This is a genomic window from Streptomyces noursei ATCC 11455, from assembly GCF_001704275.1.
Classification (GTDB): Bacteria; Actinomycetota; Actinomycetes; order Streptomycetales; family Streptomycetaceae; genus Streptomyces; species Streptomyces noursei.
This window is the reverse complement of record NZ_CP011533.1, coordinates 8,891,287-8,910,000: the sequence shown is the minus strand read 5'-3', so window position 1 is coordinate 8,910,000 and position 18,714 is coordinate 8,891,287. Positions and strand designations below refer to the sequence as shown.

The window sequence follows — 18,714 nt, the reverse complement described above, 5'->3', positions numbered from 1 at the left end:
GGATGCCCCCAGTTACGTAATAGTCGTTATCTCCGACTTGCCCGGCGATCCCACTGCGTCCTAATGGGGGGCGCGTTCACCCCGATGCACCGCCCCGGCGAGCCGGGCCGGCCGCCTGGTACGGCCGGACGGGTGGCATCGCTCCGCCAGTCGGATGGCGGGTGCGAGGCGCACGGTTGCGGCGCGCCGGGCCGGATGCGGGCGCGGTCAGGCCGCGGTCGTCGCGGGGGCGCGCCAGAGGCCGGTGATCGCGTCGATGAGCCCGTCCACGTAGGCGTCCCAGTCGGCGTGGACGGTGGGAGTGCCGTCGGCGAGCGCACGTTCCCGCTCGGCGAGCGTGTGCACCATCAACTGTCGTGCCATGTCGCCGCGTTCGAGTCGGACGGCAGGCGGCAGATCGGGCAGGCACCGGTTGAGGCCGTCGAGGCTGTGCACGATGGACGGGCCGAACGCCTCGTCGATCATCAGCTCGCGCAGGACGGGGTCGGTCATCAGCTGGGCGGCGAACCGCGCGTACCAGGTCGGGGCGCCCAGGCAGCTCAGGTGCTGGGCGCCCGGCCGGACCAGGCAGGCCACCCAGTCCCGCACCTCGCGCGAGGCACCGGCCCTGGCCAGCATGCGCACCCGCAGTGCGTCGATCGGCTCGGCGTGCCGGCGGACGATGGCCCGGATCAGGTCGGTCTTGGTGCCGAAGTGATAGCCGACCGCGGCGTTGTTGCCCTGCCCGGCGGCCTCACTGATCTGCCGGTTGGAGACGACGAACACGCCGTGCTCGGCGAACAGGCGCTCCGCCGCGGTGAGGATGACCTCCCGGGTCTCCGCGGAACGGGCGGCCTTGGCGGACCCCTTCACCATCGGACCGGCACCTCGCACAGACCACCGACGACCAGCCCCTCGACACGGCGCAACGCGTCCGGGGCCACGGCCAGTTCGAGGCCGGGCAGGCGGCGCAGCAGCACGTCGAGCACGACCATCCGCCACCGTTGCCGGCCGGCGCCGTTGAGCGACTCGGCCATCGAGCCGTTGAAGACCCCGCCGGACTCATCGGCGGAGATGCGGGCCGCGCCCTCCGCGTCCCACCGGCGGGTGCAGCGGGGGTCGGACAGCACCTGCTTGACGTCGGCATAGCGGGTGAGCGGCGCGGCCCGGTCACCGCTGGGCAGGGTGACCGGAGCCACCGGGCAGGCGGCGCGCAGCTCCGCCCACTCCGCGGGCGCCTCCAACGCACCCGGTACGGAAAGCGGATAGGCCCGTACAGGGCCGCCGTTGCCGTGGCTCACCGCCGTCTCCCTTCGCCCTGGGGCCGGGGAGCAGTCAACGCCGGGCCCGGTCATAAGTCAAGCAACTGACTTACATCTGGGGCGGCTTGGTCATCTCAACTGTTCGAGTGCACTCCGGGGGAGGTCGTCGTTTCGGGGGCGCGCGCCCGATACCCTCCGCGCCATGGGGATCTTCGCCGACGAAGCGCGGTCGCGGCTGGCGAACCTGCTACGTATGGCAGGGAACAGCGAGCGGGACCGGGCGCTGATCATCGCCTATGTGGAGTCCACGCCCGAGCCGCCGCCGCTCGGACCACGCGGCATCCACACCAGCGGCTGCCCGCAGTGCCGGAACACCATGTGGGGCCAGCGCGATCGGGACGGGCGCCCGATCTCCGTCTGCGCGCGGTGCGGATTCGTCAAGGAGGCCGACAGTGGACTGTCCTGACTGCGGCTTGCCGATGCTGGAGCCGGGGCCGCAGAGTAACCGGCACTGCTGTTATCGATGTGGTCGCGTCGCGGCGACGGGTGAGACCGCGGACGACATCACCATTCGTGAGCGGGGCCGGCAAGAGGCGTTCGTCCTGCTCGACTACGCGATGGCGCTGCGCGGCGGGTGCCGCACACGCTCCCCGATGGAGGATCTGACCATGGGCCAGCTCATTCAGACCCGAGGCTGCGGCAAGTGCGGCGGCACCATGTACCGGACGGTGGAGACGGACGAGGACGGGAATCCGACGCAGGAGAGCCAGTTCGTCTGCTCCGCCTGCGGGCACGTGGAGTGAGGAGACGTCAGTTGTGCCCCGGGCGCGGGGCGTTCGTGGAGTGGGCGAGGTCATAGGGACGGGGGTAGGGACCCGGGGCGAAGGGGCGGTAGCGAGCCTGGGCGCCGGGGTCGATCCGGCGGGCCTCGGCGTTGAGGGCGGCGGCGCCGGTGTCGCCCCAGTGGCCGGTGGTGATCCGCCGGTCGACGGTGTGCAGCGCGGCGACCCGCTCGGCGGGGGTGAAGGTGCAGTGGCCGGCGTTGTCCACGTAGGCGTGGCGCAGGAGGCCGGTGGTGCCGGCGGTGGCCGCCGCGCGCCGGTAGGCGCTCTCGGACTGGACGGGGATCAGGGCGTCACCGGTGGTGTGGATGTCGAGTTGGGGTGTGCGGAGCCTGCCGGTGAAGGCGATGTTCTCGGCCATGTAGGCGACGGCCTCGGGGTCGGCGCCGAGCCTGGGGGCCTGCTCCAGTGTGGCGAGATCGTGGGCGAGGGACAGTCCGGCGGCCTGGTAGAGGGCCTTGACCTCCTGACGGTCGGCGGAGTGGCGGAGCATGGCGGTGTAGTTCACGCCGGTGTTCCACGACATGTTGCCGCCGGCTCGGCGTTCGGCCTCCTGCCGCCAGACGAACGCGGGCATGGCCAGCAGGCCGGTCAGCGCCTGGTACTGGTTGGCCTGTTGGGCCGGGTAGTCGGTAGGACGGGGACGCGGCTGGGCCGGGTCGTTCCAGCCGGGGATGTTGTGCAGGGCGGCGGCCAGGGCGGTCCGGGCGCGACCGGCGGCGCTGCCCTGGGCCCGGGTGACGACGCGGGTCAGGGCCCGTGCCGCGGAGCGGGCACGGGCCGGGTCGCGCAGGCCGGTCAGCGGGATGTCCGCACCGGGGGCGAGCAGCGTCTTCAGGGCGAAGGCCGGGTCGAGGGTGGAGTTCCAGTTGGCGACGCCGCCTTGGACGAGGCCGCAGGTGGACAGTGACCCGTCGATGCGGTCGGGGTGGCGTTCGGCGAGGGCGGTGGTCACCAGGCCGCCGTAGGACTGGCCCCAGGCGAGGGTGCGGCGGGCCCTGCCGACCTTCGTGGCGAAGGTGTCGAGGGTGACGAGCTGGTCGGGCACGGCCTGTTCGACGGCCCAGCCGGTGGTGGCGTAGGAGGAACCGGCGAGCGCGTAGCCCTCGGCGAGGAGCAGCTTCCTGGTGGTGTCGTCGGGTGCGTCCTGGGCCGGATTGGCGGTGCCCGACGGACGGTATCCGTGGCTGAAGAGCAGCAGGGTGCCGCGCCAGCGGGCCGGTACGTCGAGCACGTAGCCGGCGCCGGAGGGCAGCGTGCCTTCGAGGTGGACGGGCTGCCCGGCGGCGTGCGCCGGCGCGGTGGCACCGAGGGTGCCGACGGCGAGCAGGGCGGCGGCCAGGACGGTGGCCCCGCGCGGGGTGGGGGTGCGGTGCTTCACGGGCGGACTTCCTCCTCGGTCGGAACTGCGGGAGGGACGGTGGCCGCGGCGGTGCGGCCCGCGTGCGTCAGATCGCCGGATCAGGCCGGATCAGGCCCATTCGGGTCGGGGTCCGAGGTGCGCTGCAGGAGCGCGTGCAGGGTGCGCCGTTGGTCCTCGGACAGCGGTTGGAGCAGTTCGTCGGTGACTCGACGGCTCATCAGGTCGGTGTCGCGCAGGAATGTCCGGCCGTCGTCGGTGAGGACCACGATGCGACTGCGCCGGTCGCCGGGGGCGGGGCCACGCTCGACGAATCCGAGGGCCGCCAGGTCGTCGACGAGGCCGACGATGGCGCTGGGGTCGTAGCCGAGGCGGGTGCTCAACTCGCGTTGCGGGGCGCCCTCGACGGTGGCGAGGTAGCGCAGCAGTGCGTAATGGCGCAGCCGTACCCCGGACTCCTGGAGCGCGGCGTTGAACAGCTGCCCGGAGCGCAGGCCGAGCCGGTAGAGGAGATAGCCGGTGTCGGAGTGCAGGCCCCGCATCCAGGGTTGGTCGGCGTCGACGGGTTCCGGCTTGCGGGCGTGCGGTCGCTGGCTGGTGATGGCGTGCTCCCTGTTCGAGGCCCCCGGGGACCGGTGCGCGGTGTGTGTGCTCCAGCATGGCGAAAACTGATGTCGCCGACAACCATTGACGTCAACAATTATTGGTCTTAGCTTCCACATGGCGGTTCGGCGCGGATCGAGCCCGGCTCTCCGATGCCGCCGCCGGATTGCGCAACTCCCCGCTCAGAGAAGGGACTTACCGTGTCGCACCCCTCATCCGTCGATCTCACCGGCAAGGTCGCCGTGGTCACCGGCTCCGGCCGCGGGCTCGGCCTCGCCTACGCCACCGCGCTCGCCGCTGCGGGCGCCGCCGTCGTCGTCAACGACCTCGACGCCGCCGTCGCCCGACGGGCGGTTGCCACCCTCGCCGAGGCGGGCGGGAAGGCGGTCGCCGAGACCGTGGCGGTCGGGACCGCCGAGGCCGCCGACCGACTGGTCGCCCGCGCCGTGGACACCTTCGGCCGGCTGGACGTACTGGTCACCAACGCCGGCATCCTGCGCGACCGGATGCTGTGGAAGATGACCGACGACGACTTCGACGCCGTCGTCACCACGCATCTGCGGGGCACTTTCACCTGTGCCCGGGCCGCCGCCGTCCGGATGCGCGCACAGGGCGAGGGCGGCAGCCTGGTGCTGGTCGGCTCGCCCGCGGGCCAGCGCGGCAACATCGGGCAGACCAACTACGCGGCGGCCAAGGCCGGAATCGCGGCCATGGCCCGCACCTGGTCGATGGAACTGGCCGGATCGGGCATCACCGTCAACGCCGTCGTGCCGGTCGCCGCCACCGCCATGACCGAGACCATCCCCGCGTTCGCCCCGTACGTCGAGGCGATGCGGCGGGGCGAGCCACTGCCGGACGCGCTGCGCAAGGGCGAGGGGTTCGGCACCCCCGAGGACTGCGCCGCCCTCGTGCCCTTCCTCGCCTCCGACGCGGCCCGCGGGATCACCGGACAGTGCCTCGGCATCGGCGGGGACAAGCTCGCCCTGTGGTCGCACCCGCAGGAGATCGCGACCGCGTACGCCGACGGCGGTTGGACCCCGGAGACGATCGCCACCGCCTGGCCCACCTCGGTCGGCCGCACCCCGCAGACCGTCGGCATCCCCGCCCCCGAACTCCCGGAGGCCCGATGACCGGCATCGACCCGGCCTCGCTCACCGCGATCGACGTGCACACCCACTGCGAGGTCTCCGCCCGCGGGCAGGCATCGCTGCCGGCCGAGCTGCACGACGCCTCCAGCGCGTACTTCAAGGTCCGGGGCGCCCGGAAACCGACGCTCCGGGAGACGGCGGCCTACTACCGGGAGCGCAGAATGGCCGCGGTGATCTTCACGGTGGACGCCGAACACGCCACCGGCACCGCCCCGGTGCCCAACGAGGAGATCGCCGAGGCCGCCGCCGCCCATCCCGACGTGCTGATCCCGTTCGCGTCCGTCGACCCCTTCCGGGGCCGCGCCGGAGTGCGGCAGGCCCGCCGCCTGGTCGAGGAGTACGGCGTGCGGGGCTTCAAGTTCCACCCCAGCATCCAGGGGTTCTTCCCCAACGACCGGCTCGCCTACGGCCTGTACGAGGTGATCGAGGAGACCGGCACCATCGCGCTGTTCCACACCGGCCAGACCGGCATCGGGGCCGGCGTCCCGGGCGGCGGCGGCATCCGGCTGAAGTACTCCAACCCGCTGCACGTCGACGACGTCGCCGTCGACTTCCCGCATCTGAAGGTCATCCTGGCCCATCCGTCGTTCCCGTGGCAGGACGAGGCGCTGGCCGTGGCCACCCACAAACCGGGCGTCCACATCGACCTGTCCGGCTGGTCGCCGAAGTACTTCCCGCCCCAACTGGTCCGGTATGCCAACTCGTTGCTCAAGGACAAGGTGCTCTTCGGCTCCGACTTCCCGGTCCTGACGCCGGACCGTTGGCTCACCGACTTCGCCGACCTCCCGATCAAGGACGCGGTCCGCCCGAAGATCCTCAAGACCAATGCCGCCCGGCTGCTGGGGCTCACCGGCTCCGGCTCCTGAAGGGGAACGTGATGCGCAACGACGGACTGGGGTCCTGGCCCGCCCGCCGGGCCCGCAAGACCCCGCACCGCACCGCCCTGCTCCACGGCTCCTCCACCGTCACCCACGGCGAGCTCCACCAGCGCACCACCCGTCTCGCCCACGCCCTGCGGGCCGCCGGTCTCCGCCGCGGCGACCGCGTCGCCTACCTCGGCCCCAACCACCCCTCCTTCCTGGAAGCCCTCTTCGCCGCCGGCCTGCTCGGCACGGCCTTCGTCCCGCTCAACACCCGCCTGACCGCCCCCGAACTCGCCCACCAGATACGGGATTCCGGCGCCGCCGCCCTGCTCCACTCCCCCGGCTGCGCCGCGCTCGCGGACGCGGTCCGCGCCGCGACCGGCCTGCGGACGGTCCTGCCGGCCGCCGGCCCCGCGTACGAGGACCTGCTCGCCGCCGCGCCCACCACCCTGATCGACGAACCCGTCACCCACGACGACCTCGCCCTCATCATGTACACCTCCGGGACGACCGGCCGTCCCAAGGGCGCGATGCTCACCCACGGCAACCTCACCTGGAACGCCGTCAACGTCCTGGTCGACCTCGATCTGCTGGCCGACGAGACCGCCCTGGTGGCCGCACCGCTGTTCCACACCGCGGCGCTGAACATGCTCGCCCTGCCGGTCCTCCTCAAGGGCGGCCGCTGCGTACTGGTCGAGTCCTTCGACCCGGGCGGCACCCTCGACCTGGTCGAACGGCACCAGGTCACCGCCATGTTCGGGGTGCCGACCATGTTCGACCGGATCGCCCGGCACCCGCGCTGGGCGACGGCCGACCTGTCCAGCCTCCGCCTCCTCAACTGCGGCGGCTCGCCCGTCCCCACCCCCCTCATCGCCGCCTACCAGGCGCGCGGCCTGACCTTCCTGCAGGGCTACGGCATGACAGAGGCGGCCCCCGGCACCCTCTTCCTAGACGCCGAACACGCGGTGACCAAGGCCGGATCCGCCGGAGTGCCGCACTTCTTCACCGACGTACGCGTCGTCCGGCCCGACCTCAGCCCGGTGGACGTCGGGGAGACCGGCGAGGTGGTGGTCCGCGGCCCGCACGTCATGCCGGGCTACTGGGGACGGCCGGAGGAGACCGCCGCCGCCTTCACCGACGGCTGGTTCCGCAGCGGCGACGCCGCCCGGATCGATGCCGACGGCTACCTCACCATCGTCGACCGCATCAAGGACGTGATCATCTCGGGCGGTGAGAACGTGTACCCCGCCGAGGTGGAGGACGCCCTGCTCGCCCACCCCGACGTCGCCGAGTGCGCCGTCATCGGCGTGCCCGACGCGACATGGGGCGAAGCGCCCCGGGCCCTCGTCGTCCCGCGCCCCGGCACCACGCCCCGCCCGGACGATCTGCTCGCCTCGCTCCGCGGACACCTCGCCACGTACAAGATCCCGAAGTCCCTCGTGCTGGTGGCCGAGCTGCCCCGCACCAGCGCCGGAAAGCTCCTCAAACACCGGCTCCGCGCCGAGCACGGCAACGCCTGACCACCCCACCGCCCGCCTTCAGGAGACCTCCATGACCGTCACCGTCAACGGACTCGACGCCCTCAAGCGGCTCGCCGGCAGCGCTCTGGGCAGCAGCGACTGGATCACCGTCACCCAGGACCGGATCAACGGCTTCGCCGACGCCACCGACGACCACCAGTGGATCCACGTGGACCCCGAGCGGGCCGCGGACGGCCCGTTCGGGACGCCGATCGCGCACGGCCATCTGACGCTCGCCCTCTTCATCCAGCTGTTCACCGGGCTCCTCGACGTCCACGGCGTCACCACCAAGGTCAACTACGGGCTGAACAAGGTACGGTTCCCCGCGCCCGTCCCGGTGGGCTCCCGGCTGCGGCTCGCCGCGCGACTGACCGCCGTCGACGACGTGCCCGACGGCGTCCAGGTCACCGTCGACGGCACCGTCGAGATCGAGGGTGGGTCGAAGCCGGCCTGCGTCCTGCAGAGCCTGTCCCGCTTCTACGCCTGACGCCCACCGCGGTGGGGCGGGCGGGGCCGCTCAGTCCTTGCGGCCCGTGACGGCCACCGTCACGCCCAGGCCGATCATCGTGAGCCCGCCGGCCCCGCCGACCGGCGAGAGCCGCCGGGGCGACCGGGCGAACCACGTCCGCGCGGTGGCCGCGACCAGCCCCCACACGCTGTCGGAGGCCATCGCGATGACGTTGAAGACCAGTCCGAGCAGCAGCATCTGCCCGGCGACGTGCCCCTGGCCGCGGTCGACGAACTGCGGCAGCTTGAAGACCACGACGGAGCGCTCCACGACGGCCCCGGTCCCCAGGGCCACGGCCACGGCCACGGCCACGATGAGCACATGGGCGCCCAGGGTGTTGCCCACCACCGTGGTCAACGCGGCGCGCCGCCCCTGCGCCAGCGCCCGCCCGATCACGAACAGCACGCTGGGCCCCGGGACCACGATCAGCAGGAACGACACGGCCGCGAAGGCCGGTAGCCGGTCGGCAGACACCATGGCACCACCCATGTAAGTACGGGCACGTTGCGCCCGTCAGTGCCCTGGTGCACGGGGCAGTTCACGCCCGGGTGAGCGCGCGGTCGGTGAGGGCCGCCGCCGCGCCGGTGTAGTGGCCGGGGTCGGTGAGGGACGCCAGGTCCAGTCCCGCCAGGGCCGGTTCGGCCGAGAGGGCCCCGGCCAGGGTTCCGCCGCCACGACGGACGGTGTCCGCGGCTTCCGTCAGCAGGCGGCGGGCGCGGGCCCGGCCCAACCGGGCGGCGAGGACGGCGGTCAGCCGCTCCGACACCACCAGCCCGCCGGTCAGGTCCAGGTTCACGCGCATCCGGTCGGGGTGCACGCGCAGGCCCGCGACGAGTTCCGCGGCGTCCCGGGCCGCTCCCCCGGCCAGGCGCAGCAGATCCCGCAGGGTCTCCCACTCGGCGTGCCAGGCGCCGGCGGGCCGCTCGTCCTCCGCGGCGACACCGCCGTGGAGCACCGCCGCCAGCGCGGGCGCCCGGCGCGCCGCGGCGGCCAGGAGCGTGGCCCGGACCGGGTTCGCCTTGTGCGGCATCGCCGACGAGCCGCCGCCGGCGCCCTCGCTGACCTCGCCGATCTCGGTGCGGGAGAGGACCAGCACATCGGCGGCGAGCTTGCCGAGTGCCCCGACGGCGAAGGCGAGGGCGCCGGCCAGATCGGCGACCGGGGTGCGCAGGGCGTGCCAGGGCAACACGGGCTCGGCCAGGGCGACTTCGCGGGCGTAGGCACCGAGCAGGCGCACCGTCACGTCCGGCGGTGCCGCGTCCTCCACCTCGGCGTAGGCGTGGAAGGCCGCCAAGGTGCCTGCGGCGCCGCCCAGTTGGGCCGGCAGGGAGCTCCGTACCGCGGTGAGGCGGTCCCGGGCGTCCAGCACCAGGCCGCGCCAGCCCGCGGCCTTGAGCCCGAAGGTGGTCGGGACGGCGTGCTGGGTGAGGGTGCGGCCGGGCATGGGGGTGGCGCGGTGCCGGGCGGCGAGGCGGGCCAGCGTCCCGGCGGTGCGTTCCAGATCGGCCGTGATCGGCCGCATCGTGCGGTCGGCGACCAGCATCGACGCGGTGTCGAGGATGTCCTGGCTGGTGGCACCGCGGTGCACGTACGGCGCATGGGCGGCGGGCACCGCCGCGGTCAGTGCGGCGACCAGGGGGATGACCGGGTTGCCGCCGGCGCGCCCGCGCAGCGCGAGCTCGCGGGCGTCGAACCGGTCGGCGCGGGCGGCCTCGGTGACCGCGCGGGCCACCGCGTCGGGCGCCAGGCCGAGGGTCGCCTGGGCCCGGGTGAGAGCCGCCTCGGCGTCCAGCATCGCCTGGAGGAACGCCGTGTCGCCGGTGGCCGCCTCTGCCGTCGAGCCCACCCGCACCGGGTCGAGCAGGCCGACGTCTTCGGCGCCGCGACGCTCGGCGCGACCGCCCCCGCCGTCCGCGTCCTGCCGGCCGGCCCGGTCATCACGCTCGCCACGGTCGTCGCTCATGCGCGCTCCAGGAGGACCGGCACGAGCGGCGCACAGGGGGTCGTCACGTCAGCGGCCCTCCTCGATCCAGGTGGCGGTGGGGCCGTCGAGGACGATGTCCCAGTGGTAGCCGAGGGACCACTCCGGCGCCGACAGGTCGTGTGCGTAGCGGGCGACGAGCCGTTGCCGTGCGGCGTCGTCGGTGACGGACTGCAGGATCGGGTCGTGGCGGAAGAGGGGGTCGCCGGGGAAGTACATCTGCGTGATGAGCCGCTGGGCGAACGCGGTCCCGAAGAGCGAGAAGTGGATGTGGGCGGGCCGCCAGGCTCCGGTGTGGTTCCGCCAGGGGTACGCGCCCGGCTTGATGGTGGTGAAGGCGTAGCCGCCGTCGTCGCCGGTGAGCGCCCGGCCGACGCCGGTGAAGTTCGGGTCGAGCGGCGCCGGGTGCTGGTCGCGCTGGTGGGCATAGCGCCCGGCGGCGTTGGCCTGCCAGATCTCGATCAGCTGGCCGCGTACGGGGCGACCGGACCGGTCCAGCAGCCGGCCGCTGACGGTGATCCGTTCGCCGAGCGGTGCGCCCTGGTGCTGGCGGGTCAGGTCGCAGTCGAACTCGGTGACGTCGGTCCGTCCGAAGGCGGGCGAGGCCAGTTCGACGGCCTCGGGATCCTGTCGCACCGCCACCTCGACCAGCGGCTGACGGGGGTGGCGCAGCGCGCTGGACCGGTACGGCGGGTAGTTCCGGGCCGGATGCGGCGTGCGCGGGGCGCCCTCGGCGACGGCCTTCTCGTACGCCGCCCGCTCCCGCACGATCTCGCGGTCGATCTCGCCTTGCGTGGCTGCCGCGGGTGCTGCCATGGGTACTGAACTCCCTTGCTTCCGTGGCTCGTTGGCATGGTGCTGTGCTGTCCGGCGGCCGGATTCCGCCGGCTCGACGCTCCGGTCGGGCGTCGTCGGGCGACGGTCACGCCCCGGGCGGCGGCGGGGCCGGTGCGCTCCCGTCCGCCGCCGGACGCGGAATCCGGAGCGGCGCGGCCGTCTTCGCTACGATCTCCTCGACCGTGACACCGGGCGCCCGTTCGACGAGGACGAAGCCGTCCCGGCCGATGTCGAAGACACCGAGATCGGTGATGATCCGGTCGACGCAGGCCCGTCCGGTCAGCGGGAGCGAGCACTCCGCGACGAGTTTCGCCGCACCGTCCTTGGCCGTGTGGGTCATCGCGACGAGGACGGTGCGGGCGCCGTGCACGAGATCCATGGCACCGCCGATACCGGTGATCATCTTGCCGGGGACGGCCCAGTTGGCGAGGTCTCCGTGCCGGGACACCTGCATGGCGCCGAGCACCGCGACGTCGATGTGGCCGCCGCGGATCATGCCGAAGGAGAGCGCGGAGTCGAAGTAGGCGGCGCCGGGCAGGACCGTGACCGTCTCCTTGCCGGCATTGATGAGGTCGGGGTCGAGTTGCTCCTCGGTGGGGTACGGTCCGGTCCCCAGGACCCCGTTCTCCGACTCCAGGACCACCTCCACCCTGTCGGGAAGGTAGTTGGGGATGAGGGTGGGCAGTCCGATGCCGAGGTTGACGTACTGACCGTCCGTCAGCTCCCGAGCCGCCCGCGCGGCCATCTCCTCACGGGTCCACGGCATCAGCGCCTCCCCCTCCCCGGGGTTTCCGGTGCGGCGACGGTGCGCCGTTCGATCTGCTTGTCGGCGGCCTGTTCCGGGGTGAGCGACACCACCCGCTGGACGAAGATGCCCGGCAGATGGACCTGGTCCGGATCGATCTCGCCGGGATCGACCAACTGCTCCACCTCGGCGAGGGTGATCCGTCCGGCCATCGCCGCGAGGGGGTTGAAGTTCCGGGCGGACTTGGCGAAGACCAGGTTGCCGTGCCGGTCCCCCTTGGCGGCGCGGACGAGCGCGAAGTCGGTGCGGATCCCCCGTTCCAGCACGTAGCGGCGCCCGTCGAACTCCCGCACCTCCTTGGGCGGCGAGGCCACCGCGACCCCGCCCGCACCGTCGTACCGCCAGGGCAGCCCACCGTCGGCGACCTGGGTGCCGACGCCGGCCGGGGTGTAGAAGGCGGGGATGCCGGCGCCGCCGGCGCGCAGCCGCTCGGCGAGCGTGCCCTGCGGGATCAGTTCGACCTCCAACTCGCCGGCCAGGTAGCGGCGGGCGAATTCCTGGTTGGCGCCGATGTACGAGCCGGTGACGCGGGCGATCCGGCCCGCGGCGAGCAGCACCGCCAACCCCCGCTCCATCGCACCGCAGTTGTTCGAGACGACGCCCAGGCCACCGACCCCCGTCTCGTGCACGGCGCCGAGGAGCACCTCGGGCACACCGCTGAGCCCGAAGCCGCCGACGGCCAACGATGCCCCGTCGCGCACATCAGCCACCGCCTCGGCGGCCGAGGCCACCACTTTGTCCATCCGCCACCCCTCCCGCTCCATATAATCAGTACACTGACTATCTCTGGCAGTTCAGCAGCGTGACATGATGAGTTGCCGCGAGCAAGACCCTCAGTGCTCTGAGCATTGGCGAGAGGAACAGGAACCCATCGTGCCCGCGCTCGACCTGAGCACCCACCCCGGCCATCTGGCCCGGCGGCTGCAGCAGGCGCACACGCTGCTGTGGACCACGGTCGTGTCGGAGGACGTCACGTCCCCGCAGTTCGCCGTGCTGAACACACTGGTCGGCGAGGACGGCCTCAACCAGCGGACGGTGGGCGAGCGGGTCGGCCTGGACCGCTCCACCATCGCCGAGGTGGTCCGCCGCCTGGCCGCCCGAGGGCTGCTCGACAAGGTGCGCGACGCCAGGGACGGCCGGCGCGCCGTGCTCCGCCTCACCGGCGAGGGCGCCGCGCTGCACCGCAGGCTCTCCGGTCGCACCGCCCGGATGAACCAGATCTTCCTGGCGCCCTTGAGCCCCCAAGAGCGGTCCACGTTCCTGGAATTGCTGCAACGGGTCTCCGAAGCGGCCGAGCAACTGCGCGACCCCGCCGCCCGACCACCGGACGAGCCGGCACCGTGAGCCAGCGGAACGGCCCGGACCACGAACGACGGGGCCCGCCCCGTCCCTGACCGGAGTGACCGGAGGGAACGAGGCGGGCCCATCGTCTGGACACCGCGACTCACATGGCCAAACGAGATCGCCTCAGCGCTTCTTGCCGCCCTTGTGGTGATGGTGGTGCTTCTCGGCGTTGACGCAGATGTTGCCGAAGGCCGGGTTCAACACCGCCGCGAAGTTCGCGGTGTTGCCGCACAAGTTGATGGGAACGTGCACCGGGATCTGGATGAGGTTGCCCGAAATGACGCCGGGCGAACGGACGGCGGCGCCGCCTGCGTGGGCGTCGGCGAACGCAGCCGAACTCCCGCCCAGTGCGGTTCCGGCCGCGAGCGCAGCCATGGCGGTAATCCGAGTGATCCGTGACATTCCGAACCTTTCGATCAAACCAAGCGACCCACTGCCGCTCACTGACCTTCCCTTCGGCATGCAGAACGCCATCATTAGGGCAAGAGCCAACAATTCCCTCTTTCGCGTCGTTTCGGCCACACCCGCCGTGTCATGCGCGACGGCCGGATCGTCCGTCGCTACCCGTCAACCCACCATCGAGGCGTGGCAGTAGGCGCAGGTGGTGGCGCCGGAGATCTCGGCGTGACGACCGCAGTCGGGGCACACCTCGCCCAGCCGGCACGCGGCCTCGCCGCCCTCCTCCCGCAGAGAACCCGACGCGCCGACCCGTAAGTGCCGCGCCAGCACCCTGGCGTGGCTGAGGTGTATCGGCGTGACGGCGGTCTGCAGGATCAGCGGCCCACCGCACGCCAACCCGTGCAGGCGCCGAAGCCCCGCGGCACGCACCGACTCCCGCAGCTCGTGCTCGTAGCGGCGGGCGAACGCCGGGTACCTGGCCTCCTGTACGCCGTACCACCGCCACAGCGCGGCCGACGGCGCGACGGCCGCCAGCCAGACATCCGGGCGGGTGATCCCGGACAGGCGCGCCAGGGGCAGGCTTCGGTCGACCAGCACCCGGATACCGGGCCACGGCCGCGCGGCGGCGTACATCGATTCCGTCCAGACCCTGCGGGCGACCTCACCAACGGCCTGGCCATGACGTTCCGGTCGTTCCTCACCGCTCACCGGGCGAACTCCTTGTCATCAGGCGGCACGCCGAGGTTCTCATGCGCCGTTCGCGCCGCGGCGGACCCGCGCCCGGCCCGGCGGTCAGGCGTCGCCGGTGGCTTCGCCGCCCGCCGCGGCGTGCTGGGCGCGGGCCCGTCGCAGGGCGGCGTCGAAGTCACGCTGGGTGTCGTCGCACCAGTGCAGCAGATCGACAAGGACACAGCTCAAAGTCTCGCCAGGACTGCGCCGCCAGCCCTCACCAGACAGCGTGTACGTCTGCAGAGCCTCGTTCACGCGCCGCACCGCCGCCTCGCGCCCGTCCACACCGCTCATATCGCCTCTCCCTGTCTTCCGGTCCGCCTCTTCGCGCCGCCCGTCGGACCCTTCGTCACGCCGTGACCACGCCGCAGAAAAGTGTAATGGAGTGCATTTTTGCAGTGCGATTCATTTTTCTCCGTCGCCCGAAGACACGCTGCCGTGCCGGCCGCATCTGCCGCGCCGACCGTTTCCCCCGCCCCACCCCCTCCGCTTCCACCCTCGCCCTCGCCTTCACCTACGACATGCCCCTGGGCAGCCACCGGGCGGACACCCGGGCACGGGCGGCGAGGTGGGTCACGTAGGCGTCGCGGACGTCGTCCGGGGTGCCGAACCCGGGCTCGTCGGTCAGCCATGCGTCCGGTACGGCGGCGACGACCCGGCGCAGCAGCCGCGGTGTCACCCGGTGCGCCAGCTCGGCGTCCGCCGCCGCCATGTCGAGGCCGGGCGAGCCGAGTGCGTGCGACCGGAAGTCATACGCCTTGCCTACCGCATCCGCCGCACTCTCCCACCGGTGATGGAACACCAGCGACGCGCCGTGGTCGATGAGCCACAGACGGGGCTCCTGATGGCCGGAAGTCGGCCATGTCATGAGATTCGAGCTGTGCACGGTACGGTCCACATTCGCGGTGAACGCGTCCAGCCAGAGGATCCTGGCGGCCTCCACCGGGTCGACACCGGGCCCGTCCGGCGTGAAGTCGGCGGCTCCCGGCAGATAGTCCATGCCCAGGTTGAGTCCAGCACTGGCGTGCAGCAGGTCCTGCACCTCCTGGTGCGGTTCCTCGGCGGCAACCGATGGATCGAAGTTCACCAGCACCAACTCCGGTACCCGCAGCCCGAGGTGACGCGCCAGTTCGCCCACGATGATCTCGGCGACGAGCGCCTTGCGCCCCTGCGCCGAGCCGGTGAACTTGACCACGTACATCCCCAAGTCGTCGGCCTCGACGACGCCGGGGACGGAGCCGCCGCTCCGCAGCGGGGTCACATACCGCACGGCCGTCACCGTGCGCAGCCCGCCCAAGGGTTTCTCCATACGTTCCTGCCTCTGCCCCGCTCGCCGGCACCTGCCACACAAAAGTGAAATGCATTGCAAATATACAACGCGGTGTATTTTTGCGAGCTTCCACGGGAGGGTCGGTCGCGACCGTGGGGATGGGTGAGCCGGGAATCGGATCGATGACGGACCACGACGGGTGGTCTCCGTCCCGCACGGCTACCGCTCCCCCTACGGCTCGACCGGCTCCGCATGCGACGCGAGCTGGAGCGCCGCGTCGTGGTCGTGGGTGGGGACGACGGTGGCGAAGTGGCGCGCCAGGTGCAGGCGGTGCAGGGTCTTGAAGGTGAGATCGCGGTCGAAGTCAGCGAAATTGCCGGGGTAGCTGGCCTTTTGGCGAATCTCGCCGATCTGCAGCGAATGCCAGGCGGCATCGCCCGCCAACAGGATCCAGCCGTGCGGGGTGTGGGCGAGCACGCCGATACTGCCCGGGGTGTGGCCGGCGAGGTCGACCAGGACAACGCTGCCGTCGTCGAACAGGTCGTGGCTGTGGGTGAAGGTGAGGATCGGCGGGCCGTCGAGGTCGTACTCGACGACGGGGCGACCCTTCAGGGAATCGCGCACGCCGCCGACAGGAGCGACCGTGCCTTGTGAGATCCAACTGTGCTCGACGCCGTGCAGGTACACCGGCAGACCCGGCAGGTCGAGCAACCCGCATACGTGATCCCAGTGCGCGTGTGTCGGCAGCGCGAATTGCGGGGCGGGCAGATGAGACTCGCTCCGCAGCGCGGTGATCGTCGGGATGGTGTCGGCCGGCGGGCGCACGGCCATCCGCAGGGCTCTCGGCAGTTGCGCGATGGCGCGCCGATCGGCATCGGTGCAGAAGCCCGGATCGACGATGAAGGTCGCCTCGGGGTGCTGGATCACGAACGAGGTCAGCGAGTTGGCGATACGGAGCGGCGAGAAGCGTCCCTCCGCGACAGCCGCTGTCGGTACCTGCCGTGGTACCTGCGCCAACGAGGTCACCGTGACGGTGCGCTGAGCGGTGGGCAGTCCCGCGTTGTCGAGGGAACGCAGGAACCGCTCGTCGGAGCGCCGTGGGCGCAACATGCCGCGCACCGACCCGACTGCCGTGGCGCAGCATGCGAACAGGCTGGGGGTGCGTACTGGATCAGACATGATGGAACGGTAAAACCTCATGTCGACGTGAAGTCAAGGACGCATCATGGCCACAGCCCAGGCGATGAAGATCGGTGACGCCGCAGCCGCCCTCGGTATCGAGGCGCATGTGCTCCGGTATTGGGAGTCGGTCGGACTGCTCGCGCCGCCACGCAGCCGGTCGGGCCATCGCAGCTATGACGAGCACGCCCTGAACCACGCCCGGCTGATCCAGATCCTGCAACGCGCCGGACTGTCCCTCGATCAGATACGGCAACTCGGCTCCAGCGCCCATGAGGAACGCCTGGCCCTCATCGCCGCTCGCCGCGCGGAGACGCGCGAGCGAATCGCCCTGCTACAGGCCACCGATCAGTTCCTCGAGCACCTTGCCGCCTGCAGCCACCCCATCATCGCCGAATGCCCGGAATGCTCAGACTTCACCAAGAAGGGTGAGCCGATGCCCGGCTGACCGAACAGCGCGCGGTCGTCGCCGTTCGCACCGCCTACGGCATCCCGCCTGGGTGCCCCCCACATACGGAGCGTTCGACGCAGGGGCCAGGCCGAGCCTCCGTCCCCACACCACAGACTCCCCCGGCATGGCCGAGACATTGTTCAGACGCGACGGAAGCCGCCGACCGGACTTCCCTCAGGAGCCTGGGGCTTCTCTCAAGGACCTTGCGGGGGGAACTCAGCCCATCCGCCTCTGCTGCACCGCGGTGAGTGCACGGACGACGAGGATGCCGGCCACGGCCGCGCCCACGATGACCACATCGGCCGCCAGCAGGAACCGCACGTCCGTATAGGCACGCGCGATGACATCATCCGTGGGGACGGTGTACATCAGCCCGGCCCCGCTCAGCAGCCCGGCCAGCCACAGACCCCACCACCAATTCACGGCGCGCGGCACCCGCTCTCCCGGGGCGCTCCCGTGGTGGACGTCCACGACGATCCCGCGGGGCACCCACAGGTTCATGACGGGCACGATCCAGCCCGCGTAGACCCACGGCCAGGCGTAGCGCGGCGCCTTCCCGGAAAGGGCGTGCGCGTTGTCCCGCACGCGCAACAGCCATATGAGAAAGGCGATCGCGCACAGCAGCGTGGTCGCGTCTCCCACGGCACTGACCATGTGGTAGCCGTTCTCCAGCCCGGTCAGCGGGCGGTGCCGGCCGTCGCCCTGGTCCGGCAGCCCGGACGGCGGCAACCCCGCCGCGGCGAGCCGGACCTGCCACACGGCCCGGGCCGCCCAGGCACCGCCGGCGAGGACGAAGGCGGCGACGGCGCTGTGGGCGGCGCCCCGTACCGGACGCAGGGCCGACTGAGTCATCTCATCGTTCACCTGGCAATCCTGACCTACGACGAGCCCGACTGGCACAGTCCCCTCGGGCCGCCCCAGGCGGTGACGGCGTTCTCTCCGCAGAAGCCCATGTTGCGGACGGGTTCAGGGGTTTCGCCGGGCTTGCCTTGGTGCGACCGGGCTACCGCGCCCAGCGGCCCATGGCCGGTGCGGTCCCGATCAGGCACTCGATCTCGGTCGGGAAGCCGGCGAGGGCGTGGGCGGTCAGGCGCAGGTTGCCCTCCAGGCAGACCAGGGCGTCCTGCCTCTCGCCGACGAAGATGAGCGGGGGAAACCGCTCGCCTCGGACGAGCGCGTGGGCTGCGTCGACGTACGGTTCGTTGGGGACGTCGAACGCCCGTCGCCCTGCCTTGATGCGTGCGGCCGCGTCGGTCGGTCGGCGGCTGCCACCGGACAGTTCGACCCAGTAGGAATAGTCGAGGTAGCGGACGCCGGACGCCGCGTCGGCGGACAGGAGCGCCCTGATCCATGTGACGCGGCCGGGGAAGTTCTCGAACAGGTCGCGGTTCTCGCCGTACCCGCGCGTCGCGGCGAGCAGGGCGCGACGTGCGAGGTTCGCCCCGGCGTCGGACAGATCCGGATGCGTCAGCAACTGTTCGGCCTGCCCGCCTGCGGCCAGGTGGGACTGGAGGTTCGGGCCGAACCGACGGCTGGTCAGCTCGCCGCTCAAGAAGGAGGCGATCATCTCGTCCTCGCTGCTCATCCCCAGCACCTGCACGACCACCAGCATAGGATCCGACCTCGTCGTCATG

24 protein-coding genes are annotated in these 18,714 nt (G+C 71.9%); 8 read left to right on the top strand and 16 right to left on the bottom strand.

Annotated features, from left to right (window positions below; translation table 11 throughout):
• Window positions 1–207: 207 nt before the first annotated feature.
• Window positions 208–855, bottom strand: coding sequence for a TetR/AcrR family transcriptional regulator (locus SNOUR_RS38235; RefSeq protein WP_067356416.1), 648 nt, complete (start codon window positions 853–855; stop codon window positions 208–210).
• Window positions 849–1,280: a hypothetical protein gene (locus tag SNOUR_RS38230; RefSeq protein WP_067356413.1), complete on the bottom strand. Its 432-nt coding sequence runs from the start codon at window positions 1,278–1,280 to the stop codon at window positions 849–851. The genes SNOUR_RS38235 and SNOUR_RS38230 overlap by 7 nt, the downstream gene beginning before the upstream one ends.
• A gap of 163 nt (window positions 1,281–1,443) precedes the next feature.
• On the opposite strand from SNOUR_RS38230, the gene SNOUR_RS38225 reads away from it, so the two are divergent.
• On the top strand, window positions 1,444–1,707 hold the full coding sequence (locus SNOUR_RS38225; protein WP_067356410.1) for a hypothetical protein: 264 nt from the start codon (window positions 1,444–1,446) through the stop codon (window positions 1,705–1,707).
• Window positions 1,694–2,044, top strand: coding sequence for a hypothetical protein (locus tag SNOUR_RS38220; RefSeq protein ID WP_143179587.1), 351 nt, complete (start codon window positions 1,694–1,696; stop codon window positions 2,042–2,044). The genes SNOUR_RS38225 and SNOUR_RS38220 overlap by 14 nt, the downstream gene beginning before the upstream one ends.
• 7 nt (window positions 2,045–2,051) lie before the next feature.
• Here SNOUR_RS38220 and SNOUR_RS38215 read toward each other — a convergent pair whose 3' ends face one another.
• The gene (locus SNOUR_RS38215) at window positions 2,052–3,464 is read right to left on the bottom strand and encodes an alpha/beta hydrolase (protein ID WP_067356407.1); all 1,413 of its coding nucleotides are present in this window, start codon (window positions 3,462–3,464) and stop codon (window positions 2,052–2,054) included.
• Window positions 3,465–3,544: 80 nt separating this feature from the next.
• Window positions 3,545–3,985 (bottom strand): MarR family winged helix-turn-helix transcriptional regulator, encoded by a 441-nt coding sequence (locus SNOUR_RS38210; protein WP_067356404.1) that lies wholly within the window; start codon window positions 3,983–3,985, stop codon window positions 3,545–3,547.
• A gap of 261 nt (window positions 3,986–4,246) precedes the next feature.
• On the opposite strand from SNOUR_RS38210, the gene SNOUR_RS38205 reads away from it, so the two are divergent.
• Genes SNOUR_RS38205 through SNOUR_RS38190 form a run of 4 tightly spaced genes read left to right on the top strand, consistent with a single transcriptional unit; the run spans window position 4,247 to window position 8,064 of the window.
• Window positions 4,247–5,176, top strand: coding sequence for an SDR family NAD(P)-dependent oxidoreductase (locus tag SNOUR_RS38205; RefSeq protein WP_067356402.1), 930 nt, complete (start codon window positions 4,247–4,249; stop codon window positions 5,174–5,176).
• Window positions 5,173–6,060 carry an amidohydrolase family protein gene (locus SNOUR_RS38200; RefSeq protein ID WP_067356399.1) on the top strand — a complete coding sequence of 296 codons (888 nt, stop codon included), beginning with the start codon at window positions 5,173–5,175 and terminating at the stop codon, window positions 6,058–6,060. Before SNOUR_RS38205 ends, SNOUR_RS38200 begins: the two co-directional genes overlap by 4 nt.
• A gap of 11 nt (window positions 6,061–6,071) precedes the next feature.
• Entirely contained in the window at window positions 6,072–7,577 is a 1,506-nt protein-coding gene (locus SNOUR_RS38195; protein WP_067356396.1) for an acyl-CoA synthetase, read from the top strand.
• Between the two features lie 31 nt (window positions 7,578–7,608).
• The gene (locus tag SNOUR_RS38190; protein ID WP_067356393.1) at window positions 7,609–8,064 is read left to right on the top strand and encodes a MaoC family dehydratase; all 456 of its coding nucleotides are present in this window, start codon (window positions 7,609–7,611) and stop codon (window positions 8,062–8,064) included.
• 30 nt (window positions 8,065–8,094) lie between these two features.
• Here the strand turns inward: SNOUR_RS38190 and SNOUR_RS38185 are convergent, their stop codons facing one another.
• From SNOUR_RS38185 to SNOUR_RS38165, 5 genes are all read right to left on the bottom strand, one after another.
• Window positions 8,095–8,562 (bottom strand): LysE family translocator, encoded by a 468-nt coding sequence (locus SNOUR_RS38185; protein ID WP_067356389.1) that lies wholly within the window; start codon window positions 8,560–8,562, stop codon window positions 8,095–8,097.
• Between the two features lie 61 nt (window positions 8,563–8,623).
• A complete protein-coding gene (pcaB, locus tag SNOUR_RS38180) occupies window positions 8,624–10,048 on the bottom strand; it encodes a 3-carboxy-cis,cis-muconate cycloisomerase (protein WP_079143153.1) in 1,425 nt (474 codons plus the stop codon).
• A gap of 48 nt (window positions 10,049–10,096) precedes the next feature.
• Window positions 10,097–10,882 carry a protocatechuate 3,4-dioxygenase subunit beta gene (pcaH, locus tag SNOUR_RS38175; RefSeq protein WP_067356386.1) on the bottom strand — a complete coding sequence of 262 codons (786 nt, stop codon included), beginning with the start codon at window positions 10,880–10,882 and terminating at the stop codon, window positions 10,097–10,099.
• Window positions 10,883–10,988: 106 nt separating this feature from the next.
• A complete protein-coding gene (locus tag SNOUR_RS38170; protein WP_067356384.1) occupies window positions 10,989–11,669 on the bottom strand; it encodes a CoA transferase subunit B in 681 nt (226 codons plus the stop codon).
• Complete coding sequence (locus SNOUR_RS38165) at window positions 11,669–12,451, bottom strand: CoA transferase subunit A (RefSeq protein ID WP_067356382.1); 783 nt, start codon at window positions 12,449–12,451, stop codon at window positions 11,669–11,671. Before SNOUR_RS38165 ends, SNOUR_RS38170 begins: the two co-directional genes overlap by 1 nt.
• 130 nt (window positions 12,452–12,581) lie before the next feature.
• Here SNOUR_RS38165 and SNOUR_RS38160 point away from each other — a divergent pair, with 130 nt between their 5' ends.
• A complete protein-coding gene (locus SNOUR_RS38160; RefSeq protein ID WP_067356379.1) occupies window positions 12,582–13,052 on the top strand; it encodes a MarR family winged helix-turn-helix transcriptional regulator in 471 nt (156 codons plus the stop codon).
• Between the two features lie 123 nt (window positions 13,053–13,175).
• On the opposite strand, the gene SNOUR_RS38155 is transcribed toward SNOUR_RS38160, so the two are convergent.
• From SNOUR_RS38155 to SNOUR_RS38135, 5 genes are all read right to left on the bottom strand, one after another.
• Window positions 13,176–13,454 (bottom strand): chaplin, encoded by a 279-nt coding sequence (locus SNOUR_RS38155; RefSeq protein WP_067356377.1) that lies wholly within the window; start codon window positions 13,452–13,454, stop codon window positions 13,176–13,178.
• Window positions 13,455–13,619: 165 nt separating this feature from the next.
• A complete protein-coding gene (locus SNOUR_RS38150; RefSeq protein WP_079143152.1) occupies window positions 13,620–14,159 on the bottom strand; it encodes a DUF488 domain-containing protein in 540 nt (179 codons plus the stop codon).
• An 84-nt stretch (window positions 14,160–14,243) separates the two neighbouring features.
• Window positions 14,244–14,474, bottom strand: a complete 231-nt coding sequence (locus SNOUR_RS38145; protein ID WP_067356375.1) for a hypothetical protein — start codon at window positions 14,472–14,474, stop codon at window positions 14,244–14,246.
• Between the two features lie 220 nt (window positions 14,475–14,694).
• Complete coding sequence (locus tag SNOUR_RS38140; RefSeq protein WP_067356372.1) at window positions 14,695–15,489, bottom strand: HipA family kinase; 795 nt, start codon at window positions 15,487–15,489, stop codon at window positions 14,695–14,697.
• 192 nt (window positions 15,490–15,681) lie between these two features.
• Window positions 15,682–16,650 carry an MBL fold metallo-hydrolase gene (locus tag SNOUR_RS38135; protein ID WP_099055753.1) on the bottom strand — a complete coding sequence of 323 codons (969 nt, stop codon included), beginning with the start codon at window positions 16,648–16,650 and terminating at the stop codon, window positions 15,682–15,684.
• Between the two features lie 25 nt (window positions 16,651–16,675).
• On the opposite strand from SNOUR_RS38135, the gene SNOUR_RS38130 reads away from it, so the two are divergent.
• On the top strand, window positions 16,676–17,077 hold the full coding sequence (locus SNOUR_RS38130) for a MerR family transcriptional regulator (RefSeq protein WP_079143151.1): 402 nt from the start codon (window positions 16,676–16,678) through the stop codon (window positions 17,075–17,077).
• 219 nt (window positions 17,078–17,296) lie between these two features.
• Here the strand turns inward: SNOUR_RS38130 and SNOUR_RS38125 are convergent, their stop codons facing one another.
• Both SNOUR_RS38125 and SNOUR_RS38120 read right to left on the bottom strand, forming a co-directional pair.
• Entirely contained in the window at window positions 17,297–17,944 is a 648-nt protein-coding gene (locus SNOUR_RS38125) for a DUF4328 domain-containing protein (RefSeq protein ID WP_067356367.1), read from the bottom strand.
• Window positions 17,945–18,083: 139 nt separating this feature from the next.
• Complete coding sequence (locus SNOUR_RS38120) at window positions 18,084–18,692, bottom strand: hypothetical protein (RefSeq protein WP_067356364.1); 609 nt, start codon at window positions 18,690–18,692, stop codon at window positions 18,084–18,086.
• Between the last annotated feature and the right edge of the window lie 22 nt (window positions 18,693–18,714).

Bases quoted from the DNA above. Each gene is read 5' to 3' on its own strand.
- SNOUR_RS38190 (WP_067356393.1), top strand. From the start codon at position 7,609: ATGACCGTCACCGTCAACGGACTCGACGCCCTCAAGCGGCTCGCCGGC.
- pcaB (WP_079143153.1), bottom strand. From the start codon at position 10,048: ATGAGCGACGACCGTGGCGAGCGTGATGACCGGGCCGGCCGGCAGGAC.
- SNOUR_RS38165 (WP_067356382.1), bottom strand. From the start codon at position 12,451: ATGGACAAAGTGGTGGCCTCGGCCGCCGAGGCGGTGGCTGATGTGCGC.
- SNOUR_RS38195 (WP_067356396.1), top strand. From the start codon at position 6,072: ATGCGCAACGACGGACTGGGGTCCTGGCCCGCCCGCCGGGCCCGCAAG.
- SNOUR_RS38210 (WP_067356404.1), bottom strand. From the start codon at position 3,985: ATGCGGGGCCTGCACTCCGACACCGGCTATCTCCTCTACCGGCTCGGC.
- SNOUR_RS38155 (WP_067356377.1), bottom strand. From the start codon at position 13,454: ATGTCACGGATCACTCGGATTACCGCCATGGCTGCGCTCGCGGCCGGA.
- SNOUR_RS38185 (WP_067356389.1), bottom strand. From the start codon at position 8,562: ATGGTGTCTGCCGACCGGCTACCGGCCTTCGCGGCCGTGTCGTTCCTG.
- SNOUR_RS38170 (WP_067356384.1), bottom strand. From the start codon at position 11,669: ATGCCGTGGACCCGTGAGGAGATGGCCGCGCGGGCGGCTCGGGAGCTG.
- SNOUR_RS38130 (WP_079143151.1), top strand. From the start codon at position 16,676: ATGGCCACAGCCCAGGCGATGAAGATCGGTGACGCCGCAGCCGCCCTC.
- SNOUR_RS38235 (WP_067356416.1), bottom strand. From the start codon at position 855: ATGGTGAAGGGGTCCGCCAAGGCCGCCCGTTCCGCGGAGACCCGGGAG.
- SNOUR_RS38200 (WP_067356399.1), top strand. From the start codon at position 5,173: ATGACCGGCATCGACCCGGCCTCGCTCACCGCGATCGACGTGCACACC.
- SNOUR_RS38135 (WP_099055753.1), bottom strand. From the start codon at position 16,650: ATGAGGTTTTACCGTTCCATCATGTCTGATCCAGTACGCACCCCCAGC.
- SNOUR_RS38225 (WP_067356410.1), top strand. From the start codon at position 1,444: ATGGGGATCTTCGCCGACGAAGCGCGGTCGCGGCTGGCGAACCTGCTA.
- SNOUR_RS38145 (WP_067356375.1), bottom strand. From the start codon at position 14,474: ATGAGCGGTGTGGACGGGCGCGAGGCGGCGGTGCGGCGCGTGAACGAG.
- SNOUR_RS38120 (WP_067356364.1), bottom strand. From the start codon at position 18,692: ATGCTGGTGGTCGTGCAGGTGCTGGGGATGAGCAGCGAGGACGAGATG.
- SNOUR_RS38140 (WP_067356372.1), bottom strand. From the start codon at position 15,489: ATGGAGAAACCCTTGGGCGGGCTGCGCACGGTGACGGCCGTGCGGTAT.
- pcaH (WP_067356386.1), bottom strand. From the start codon at position 10,882: ATGGCAGCACCCGCGGCAGCCACGCAAGGCGAGATCGACCGCGAGATC.